At 75.9% G+C, this 8,612-nt stretch carries 6 protein-coding genes and 2 pseudogenes; 7 read left to right on the forward strand and 1 reads right to left on the reverse strand.

The genetic code is table 11. The features are described 5' to 3' along the window. The 6 genes and pseudogenes from RIN80_RS07750 to RIN80_RS07775 all read left to right on the forward strand — a co-directional run. Window positions 1-250 (forward strand): annotated as a pseudogene (locus RIN80_RS07750) (hypothetical protein); the annotation flags it as partial. Window positions 251-362: 112 nt separating this feature from the next. Continuing rightward, window positions 363-1,136: a protocatechuate 3,4-dioxygenase subunit beta gene (pcaH, locus tag RIN80_RS07755; RefSeq protein ID WP_309094765.1), complete on the forward strand. Its 774-nt coding sequence runs from the start codon at window positions 363-365 to the stop codon at window positions 1,134-1,136. A gap of 6 nt (window positions 1,137-1,142) precedes the next feature. Continuing rightward, the gene (gene pcaG, locus RIN80_RS07760; protein ID WP_309094766.1) at window positions 1,143-1,748 is read left to right on the forward strand and encodes a protocatechuate 3,4-dioxygenase subunit alpha; all 606 of its coding nucleotides are present in this window, start codon (window positions 1,143-1,145) and stop codon (window positions 1,746-1,748) included. Then, window positions 1,745-3,040 (forward strand): 3-carboxy-cis,cis-muconate cycloisomerase, encoded by a 1,296-nt coding sequence (gene pcaB, locus RIN80_RS07765; RefSeq protein WP_309094767.1) that lies wholly within the window; start codon window positions 1,745-1,747, stop codon window positions 3,038-3,040. Before pcaG ends, pcaB begins: the two co-directional genes overlap by 4 nt. Then, window positions 3,037-4,158, forward strand: coding sequence for a 3-oxoadipate enol-lactonase (gene pcaD / locus RIN80_RS07770; RefSeq protein ID WP_309094768.1), 1,122 nt, complete (start codon window positions 3,037-3,039; stop codon window positions 4,156-4,158). Before pcaB ends, pcaD begins: the two co-directional genes overlap by 4 nt. A gap of 64 nt (window positions 4,159-4,222) precedes the next feature. Next, window positions 4,223-4,785, forward strand: a pseudogene (locus RIN80_RS07775) (SDR family NAD(P)-dependent oxidoreductase). 18 nt (window positions 4,786-4,803) lie between these two features. Here RIN80_RS07775 and RIN80_RS07780 read toward each other — a convergent pair. Beyond that, a complete protein-coding gene (locus RIN80_RS07780) occupies window positions 4,804-7,488 on the reverse strand; it encodes an AAA family ATPase (protein WP_309094769.1) in 2,685 nt (894 codons plus the stop codon). 556 nt (window positions 7,489-8,044) lie between these two features. Here RIN80_RS07780 and RIN80_RS26555 point away from each other — a divergent pair. Beyond that, window positions 8,045-8,612, forward strand: a 568-nt coding sequence (locus RIN80_RS26555; RefSeq protein ID WP_375141645.1) for a DUF2510 domain-containing protein, incomplete at its 3' end; no start/stop codon positions are given.

An 8,612-nucleotide genomic window follows, 5' to 3' on the forward strand; every position in this document is an offset into this window, starting at 1 on the left:
CGTTCCGGGCGGAGGGCGGGACGGTGACGGCGGGCAACGCCCCGCCGCTGCACGACGGGGCCGCGGCGCTGCTGCTCGTCGACGAGGAGGGACCGCGGGCCCCAGGGCGCGAATCGCCCTCGGGCATCCCCTCGGCGCCTGCGGGGCCCGGCCGGCAGTGGCCCATCGGACGGTCCGGCGCGGCGGCGGTGTGGGTGTGGCCACGCTGTGCATCGAGGTGGGCCGGGGGCTCGCTCTCGTCCTCGAACGCCGGGCGTTCGGCCGCGGGCCGCAGGCGGCCCCGCGCGTCGCGGCGAAGCCGCATACCGATACCGCCCCGCTCCCCTGCCGGAGCGCGGCCTTCACGTACCCCAGGGACTCCCATGACGCTCACGCAGCACGACATCGATCAGGAGATCGCGGCCGCGCGCGCCGCCTACGCCAAGCGGCTCGCCGACGGCGGGCCCGTCGAGCACCAGCCGCGCCGCGACTACGCGCCGTACCGCTCCTCGGTGCTCCGGCACCCCAGGCGACCGCCCCTCACCATCGACGTGAGCAAGGACCCGGAGCTGGTGGAGCTGGGCTCCCCGGCCTTCGGCGAGCGGGACATCACCGAGATCGACAACGACCTCACCCGGCAGCACACCGGCGAGCCGATCGGTGAGCGCATCACCGTCTCCGGGCGGGTGCTCGACCGGGACGGCCGCCCGGTGCGCGGCCAGCTCGTGGAGATCTGGCAGGCCAACTCCGCGGGCCGCTACGCCCATCAGCGTGAGCAGCACGACGCCCCGCTCGACCCGAACTTCACGGGTGTGGGCCGCACCCTCACCGACGACCGGGGCCGCTACCACTTCACCACCGTCCAGCCCGGCCCCTACCCGTGGCGCCAGCACCTCAACGCCTGGCGGCCCGCGCACATCCACTTCTCGCTGTTCGGCACGGCGTTCACCCAGCGCCTGGTGACGCAGATGTACTTCCCGAGCGACCCGCTGTTCCCCCACGACCCGATCATCCAGTCGGTGACGGACGACGCGGCCCGGCAGCGGCTGGTCGCCACCTACGACCACAGTCTGTCGGTGCCGGAGTTCTCGATGGGCTACCACTGGGACATCGTGCTGGACGGCCCGCGGGCCACCTGGATGGAAGAGGGGCGCTGACCCGCCATGACGAGGATCGACACGAGCCGCCCCGAGAGCGTGCTGCCCACCCCCTCGCACACCGTCGGACCGTTCTACGGGCACGCCCTGCCGTTCCGCGGCGGCGAGGACATCGCGCCCGCCGGGCACCCGGACACGATCACCCTGCACGGGTACGTCACCGACGGCGCGGGCGCGCCGCTGCCCGACGCGCTGATCGAGTTGTGGGGCCCGGACCCGGAGGGGAACCTGCCCACCGCCGACGGCTCGATGCGGCGCGATGCGGCCTCGGGGGGCTTCCTGGGCCGCAACGGCGTGGAGTTCACCGGCTGGGGACGCAGCCAGACCGACGCGAACGGCCACTGGTACGCGCGGACGCTGCGGCCCGGAGCACGTGGGCGCAGCGCCCCGTACCTGAGCGTGTGCGTCTTCGCGCGCGGGCTCCTGGTGCACCTGTTCACCCGGATCTACCTGCCGGGCGACGCCGCCGCCCTCGCGGCCGACCCGCTGCTGTCCCGGGTGGAGCCGGAGCGGCGCGACACGCTGATCGCCGGGGCGGAGCCGGACGGCACGTACCGTTTCGACATCCGCCTTCAGGGCGAAGGCGAGACGGTCTTCCTGGAGTTCCAGTGACATCTCCCCTCGGCGACCCCGGCCTGCTCGCCCCCGGCTGGGCCGGCTCGGCGGCCGCGGCCGCGACCGGCGACGACGCGTACCTGCGGGCCCTGCTCGAGGCGGAGGCCGCGCTGACCCGGGCCCAGGCGGCGCTGGGACTCGCCCCGGCCGAGGCCGCCGAGGCGGTGACCGGGGCGGCACGCTCCGGCGCGTTCGACGCACGGTCCCTGGCGGCCCGGGCACGGGCGGGCGGCAACCCGGTCATCCCGCTGGTCGCGGACCTGACCAGGGCCGTCGGCGACCCGTTCGGCTCCTACGTCCACCGGGGCGCGACCAGCCAGGACATCCTGGACACCGCGGCCATGCTGGTCGCCTCGCGCACCCTGGGGCTCGTCCTCGGCGACCTCGGCCGCACCGCGCGGGCCCTGGCCCGGCTGGCCGCCGAGCACCGCGACACGGCGCTGCCGGGGCGGACGCTCACCCAGCACGCCGTGCCGACCACGTTCGGTCTCAAGGCCGCCGGGTGGCGGTCGCTGGTGCTCGACGCGCGGGACCGGGTGAGCGCCGTGCGGGACGCGCTGCCCGTCCAACTCGGGGGCGCGGCCGGGACGTTGGCGGCGTTCGGAGCCTACGGAGCTGCCGACCCGACCGCGCTGCCGGCGGCGTACGCCCGGGAACTGGGGCTGCGGGCGCCCGACTTGCCCTGGCACACTCTGCGGACGCCCGTCGCGGACCTCGCCGGGTGCCTGGCCTTCACCGCGGGCGCCCTCGGCAAGATCGCCGTGGACGTCCTCACGCTGTCGCGCACCGAGATCGCCGAGGTCGCCGAGGGCAGCGGCGGCGGTTCGTCCGCCATGCCGCACAAGGCGAATCCCGTGCGGTCCACCCTCGTCGCCGCCGCCGCCCGGCGGGCACCGCAGCTCGCGGCCACGCTCTACGGGGCGATGGCGGCGGAGGACGAACGCCCGGCCGGGGCCTGGCACGCCGAGTGGGAGCCCCTGCGCGACCTGCTGCGGCTGGCCGGCGGGGCCGCCCGGGACGCCGCGGAGCTGGCCGAGGAGCTGCGGGTCAGGCCCGAGGCCATGCGCGCCCATCTGGACCTGACCGGCGGGGCGATCCTCTCCGAGCGGCTGTCCGCCGAGCTGGCCGGGGTGCTGGGCCGCGCCCGGGCCAAGGAACTGCTCACCCGGCTGGCCGCCGAGGGGCACCCGCTCGCCGACGCGCCGGAACTCGCGGACGCCGACCTCGACCCCACGCACTACACCGGCTCCGCCGGAACCCTCACCGACCGTGCCCTGGAGCGACGTTGACCCTGCTGCATCACCGCGCCGAAGGCCCCGCCTCCGCTCCCCCGCTGCTGCTCGGGCCCTCGCTCGGCACCTCGTACGCCCTGTGGGACCGGGTGGCGCCCGAGCTGTCGGTCACCCATCGCGTGATCCGCTGGGACCTGCCGGGGCACGGCGGTTCGGCCGCCGGTCTCCTCACGGCGGGCGCCACGGTCGGCGATCTGGCCGGGCTGGTGCTGGCACTCGCCGACTCGCTCGGCATCCGGCGGTTCGCCTACGCGGGGGTGTCGCTGGGCGGCGCCGTGGGACTGCATCTCGCCGTGCACCACCCCGAGCGGCTGTCCTCGCTGGCCGTGATCTGCTCCTCGGCGCACTTCGACGGGGCCGGGCCGTGGGAGGAACGGGCCGCGCGGGTGCGGCGGGAGGGACTGGCCGCGCTGGCAAAGACCGCCGACGCGCGCTGGTTCACGGCCGGTTTCACCGTGCCTCAGCTGGTGGCGGACCATCGCCGGGCCGACCCGGAGGCGTACGCCGCCTGCTGTGACGCGCTCGCCTCGTTCGACCTGCGGGACCGGCTGGCGGAGGTCACCGTGCCGACCCTGCTGGTCGCCGGCCGCGAGGATCCGGCGACCCCGCCCGCGCATCTGCGGGAGATCGCCGACGCGGTACCGGGCGCGGCCCTGGTGGAGATCCCGGGCGCCTCGCACCTGGCGCCCGCGCAGTGCCCCGAGGAGGTGCTGGCCGCGCTGCGGTCCCACCTCGGCCGGCCCGCGGGGCGGGGGATGGAGGTGCGGCGCCAGGTGCTCGGCGACCCGCACGTGGACCGAGCGCAGTCCCGGCAGACGCCCTTCACCGCGCGCTTCCAGGACTTCATCTCCCGCTACGCCTGGGGCGAGATCTGGACCGACCCGACGCTGTCGCGCCGCGAGCGCAGCATGATCACCCTCACCGCGCTGGTCGCGCACGGCCACTACGACGAGCTGGCGATGCACGTCCGGGCGGCCCGTCGCAACGGGCTCACCGCCGAGGAGATCGGTGCGGTGCTGCTGCAGACGGCGGTGTACTGCGGGGTGCCGGCGGCGAACTCGGCGTTCGCGACGGCCCAGCGGGTGCTGGCGGAGGAGGACGGCGCGGGAGGGTGACCCCGCCCGTCGTACGCACGGCGACAGCTCGCCCGGACCCTTCCGGCGCGCCCGCGGTGGGGGCATGTCCACCCTGCTGATCACCGGCGCCACCTCGGGGCTCGGCCGGTACGCCGCCTTCGCACTGGTCCGCGCCGGGCACGTCGTCCTCGTCCACGGCCGGGACCCGGAGCGCACCGAGCGGCTGGCCGCGGAGCTGCGCACCGAGGGCGACGCCGAGGCGTTCGTCGCGGACCTGGCCTCCCTGACGCGGGTGCGCGAGCTGGCCGCGCTCCGGGGCGCCCGGGGCGGGCCGTGAGCTCAGCGCCGACGGGCGGCGTACCGCCGCAGTTCGCCCTCGCGGCGCACACGTTCGCCCTCGCCGATGAGCTGGACGGCACCGGTGTCACGGTGAACGTGCTGCACCCGGCGACCTTCATGGACACGGCGATGGTCCGCGAGGCGGACCTCACCCCCTGGAACACCGTCGCCGACGGGGCGGCCGCCCTGCTGGCCCCGGCCACGCGGGACGCGGGCACCGGCCGCCACTGCGACGGGACACGCCCGGCCCGGGCCCACGAGGCGGCGTTCGACCCGCGGGTGCGGACCCGGCCGGCGGCGGTGACGGACCAGCTGGTCCGCGCCTGAGTGACCGGGGCGCGCGGCTCACCGCGGGGCGGCGCCCGTCGCGAGTTCCGCGCGCGCCCGTTCCGCCAGTCCGTCCGCGCCGCACGAGACAGCCAGGTCCAGGCCGCGCCGGAGGTCGGCCGCCGAGCGGGCGGCGATGCCGTACTCGATGCGGGCCGCGGCGTGCTCGTACTGGCAGGGCGAGGCCTCCAGGTAGGTGACGGCCCGGGCCAGGAGCCGGACCGCGCGCTGGCCGGTCTCCAGGGCTGCCGCACAGCGCAGGGCCTCCCCTATGGCGGTGTCCGTACCGAAGCGCTCGGCCTGGCGGCGGACGTCGACGGCGAGCCGGGCGGCGCGGGCCGGGTCCTCGGTGCTCAGCGCGCGGGCGAGGTCCGTCGCCCAGGGGACGAGCACCGGGTTGTGGTGGCCCCGGGCCGCCGCGGCCTTCTCGGCGGCCTCGAGTTCGTTGATGCCGTCCTTGGTGCGGCCGACGGCCAGCAGCAGCCGGCCGCGCACCGACCGCGGGTCGGGCAGGACGATCGTGGAGGGGTAGGGCGGGGCGAAGCCGTACCGCTCGGCGACGCCCCAGGCCTCCTCGACCCGGCCGCGGGCGAGGAGTGTGTCGACGAGGTTGCAGATCGCGGACCAGTACAGCGGCAGCCCGCGGCCGACGCGCTCGGCCAGGCGCAGCGACTCGCGCAGGGAGGTCTCGGCCTCCTCCAGCCGGCCGCGCCTGCGGTGGCCGAGACCGACGTAGGCGTGGGCCAGGGCGAGGTGGCCGCCGCTCCAGCCGGCCGACTCGTACGCGCGCAGGGCCTCGTTGTAGAGGGTCTCGGCCCGGTCGAGGCGGTCGGTGAACGCGTACGCGTTGGCCAGCATCAGCAGCAGTTCGATGCCCCACTCGGTGTCGGTCCAGCCGAGTCCGGGTGCCAGGCGGCCGTTGACGAGGGCGCGGTCGCACAGCTCGGCGACCTCCTCGGCGTTCTCGCCGTGCATCAGGGCGTCGAAGCCGCGCAGGATGAGCAGCGCCCGTTCGGAGTTGTCCCGGCCGGTGCAGGTGGCCGCGAGGTCGGCGAGGCGCTGGGAGCGGGCGGGTGAGGCGGCCTCGCCGGCGTGGATGCCCTCCCACATGAAGTGGACGGCCTGGAGCCGCATCCGGGCGGGGCCGGGCTCGAGCCGGGCGGCCTCCGCCTCGACCGTGCGGACCGCTTCCTCCAGCTGGTCGTTGTGCAGGAGCGCCTGGGAGAGGCGGAAGACGGCGTCCACCCGCTTCTCGCCGTCGAGCCCGGGCATGGAGAGCGCGGTGCGCAGGTGGCCGATCGTGCGGGCGGGTGCGGTGAGGAACGTGGCCTCGGCCAGTTCGTAGAGCACGTGCGGATGGGACTCGGGCCGGGGCGGTTCCCTCAGGGCGCGCTCCAGGCAGCGGCGGGCGGCGTCCGGCGCGCCGACGGCGAGGTGCTCTCGGGCGGCCTCGCGCAGCTGCCCCACGAGTTCCTCGTCGTCGTCCGGGTGGACCTCCAGCAGGTGCCGGGCGGCGGCCGCGGCGCCGTGCCCCTCGTCGGTGACGATGCGGGCGGCGATGCCGTGCATGGCGGTGCGCAGGGCGTCGGGGATGGAGTTGTAGACGGCGGTGGCGATGAGCGGGTGGACGAACTCCAGGTCGCCCTCGGCGCCGCGGCCGGTGGCGGGGTCCGGCGCGGTCAGGATGCGGGCGGTGCGCAGCAGTTCGGCGCAGCGGCGGGCGTCCTCGGTCCTGAGGGTGGCGAGTTTGGCGACCAGGCCGACGGAGATGCCGGTGCCGAGGATGGCGGCGGCCCAGGCGAACCGGGTCGCGTCGATGCCGAGTTCCTCCAGGCGGGCGACGAGGCCGCCGCCGCGGGCCGAGCGGTTCAGCTCGCGCAGTTCCCCGGCCCGGGCCTCGACCGGTTCGAGTTCGTTGTCCCGCACCCGGGCGAGGAGTTCGACGGTCTCGTAGGGGTTGCCGGCGGTGACGGCCCAGACCTCGCGGCAGAACGCGGCGTCCGCGTGCCGGCCGAGGGTGGCGCGGGTGAGGCCGGCCGTCGCGTCCGGGGTGAGGGCGCTCAGGGTCGTGACCGGGCCGTCGGCGGCGGCCGCGACGGTGTCGAGGTGCCGGGCGCTCGCGCCGGAGAGGTCGCCCGGGCGGCGGGCGACCACGACCAGGACGGACATCTCGTCGAGCCGCCCGGCCAGTCCGGCGAGCCAGTGCAGGGTCTCCTGGTCGGCCCAGTGGGCGTCGTCGATCAGCAGCACCAGCGGCCAGTCCCGGCGGGAGAGCCGCCGCACGGCCGCGACCAAACCGTCGCACACGCCCTGCGGGTCGGCCTGGCGGTCGCCGGGGTCCGCTATGCCGAGGGCGGGTCCGGCGATGTCGTACCAGTCGCCGAGGTACTCGCGGGCCTCCTCCGGCAGCATCGACACCAGGGCCGGCTGCAGCAGCTGCCGTACCACGTTGAAGGGGACCGACCTGAGGGTCTCGCCGCCGCGGGCCGACCAGACGGTGCAGCCGCGCGCCTCGGCGATGCGGCGGGTTTCGGCCAGCAGCGCCGTCTTGCCGAGCCCGGCCTCGCCGCTGAAGACCAGCAGTCCGCCGGTCGAGGAGCGGTCCGCGCACAGGCTGTCGACCGCCCTTGTGACGGCGGCGACTTCCTCGTCGCGCTCCCACAGGGAAGCCGAGGCGGCGGCCGTGGGCCGTACCTCCGTCATCCCGCTACCTCCCCAAGTCGCCCGAACGACGTACAGACATCGAGCGTAGCCGTCCGATTGCCCGAGTGGAGGATGGTCGGGGCACCTGTTGCCGTGACGGGTGACACCGGGTACGACAGGACGACGCGCTCAGCCCGTCACCAGCCGTATTCGCGTCAACGGCGTGCAATTGCAAGGGAAGTGACGCTCCATCACCGGATCGCGGGGACACGGCGGGGCCGCCGGCGCCGACCGCGGGTCCGGGGGCGGCCTCATCGAGTGGTGCGAGTCCGGCGTCTACGGCCACTTCCCGGCGATCATCGCGGCGCCGTTCCTCACACCGGAGGGCGGTTGCGGGACGGAGCAGCCGGCGGAGACGGAGGCCGGGGTTTGCGGTGGCGATCATCCTCCGTCCCGCCGGGGCGGCGCTTTTCGGCCGTTTCCGGCGGGAGGTGCGAAAGCCTCCGATTACGGTGCGGCGGCCGGTACGGGTGCGGGTGCGGGTACGGGTACGGGTGGAACGATCGGTTCCGACTCCTCTCATGCCTCTTTCACCGATGCCTCATACGGTGGGGGCATGACGCGCGAGACTCCTCCCGGGTGGTACCCGGACCCCGGACAGACAGCGGACGGCCCCGCCACCGAGCGCTGGTGGGACGGCAGGGCCTGGACGGCCCACATCCGTCCGAAGGAGCGGCCCGGGGCAGGCGGCCCACCGGCGGGCCCGCCGAGCGAGGGTGACGCGGCCCGCACGGGAGTTCCGGCACGCGCGGCGGAACCGAGCGGCACGGCGGACCCACGCGGCACGGCGGACCCGCGCGGTACGACGGACCCGCGCGGCCCGGCGGACTCGAGGGCTGCGAAGGACCCGAGCGCTGCGACGGACCCGATATCGGCTGCGCAGCCACCTTCACCCGCGGAGTCCCCTTCGGCTGCGCAGCCCCCTTCGGCTGCGCAGCCCCCTTCGGCTGCGGAGCCCCCTCCGCCTGCGGAGCCCCCTTCCTCGGCGGACACGGCCTCGGTGGCGGACGCACCCCCCGCAGGAGCCGCTGCCGGTCCGGCGGACTCGGCGGCGGTCGACGGGACCCCGGCCGCTCCGGCGAACGCGGCGCCCTTCGGCCATCCCACCCCCTACGGTCACCCCA

It is taken from the genome of Streptomyces sp., from assembly GCF_031181705.1.
GTDB lineage: Bacteria > Actinomycetota > Actinomycetes > Streptomycetales > Streptomycetaceae > Streptomyces.

Excerpts from the sequence above, each read along its gene's own strand:
- pcaH (WP_309094765.1), top strand. The coding sequence starts at position 363 with ATGACGCTCACGCAGCACGACATCGATCAGGAGATCGCGGCCGCGCGC.
- pcaG (WP_309094766.1), top strand. The coding sequence starts at position 1,143 with ATGACGAGGATCGACACGAGCCGCCCCGAGAGCGTGCTGCCCACCCCC.
- RIN80_RS07780 (WP_309094769.1), bottom strand. The coding sequence starts at position 7,488 with ATGACGGAGGTACGGCCCACGGCCGCCGCCTCGGCTTCCCTGTGGGAG.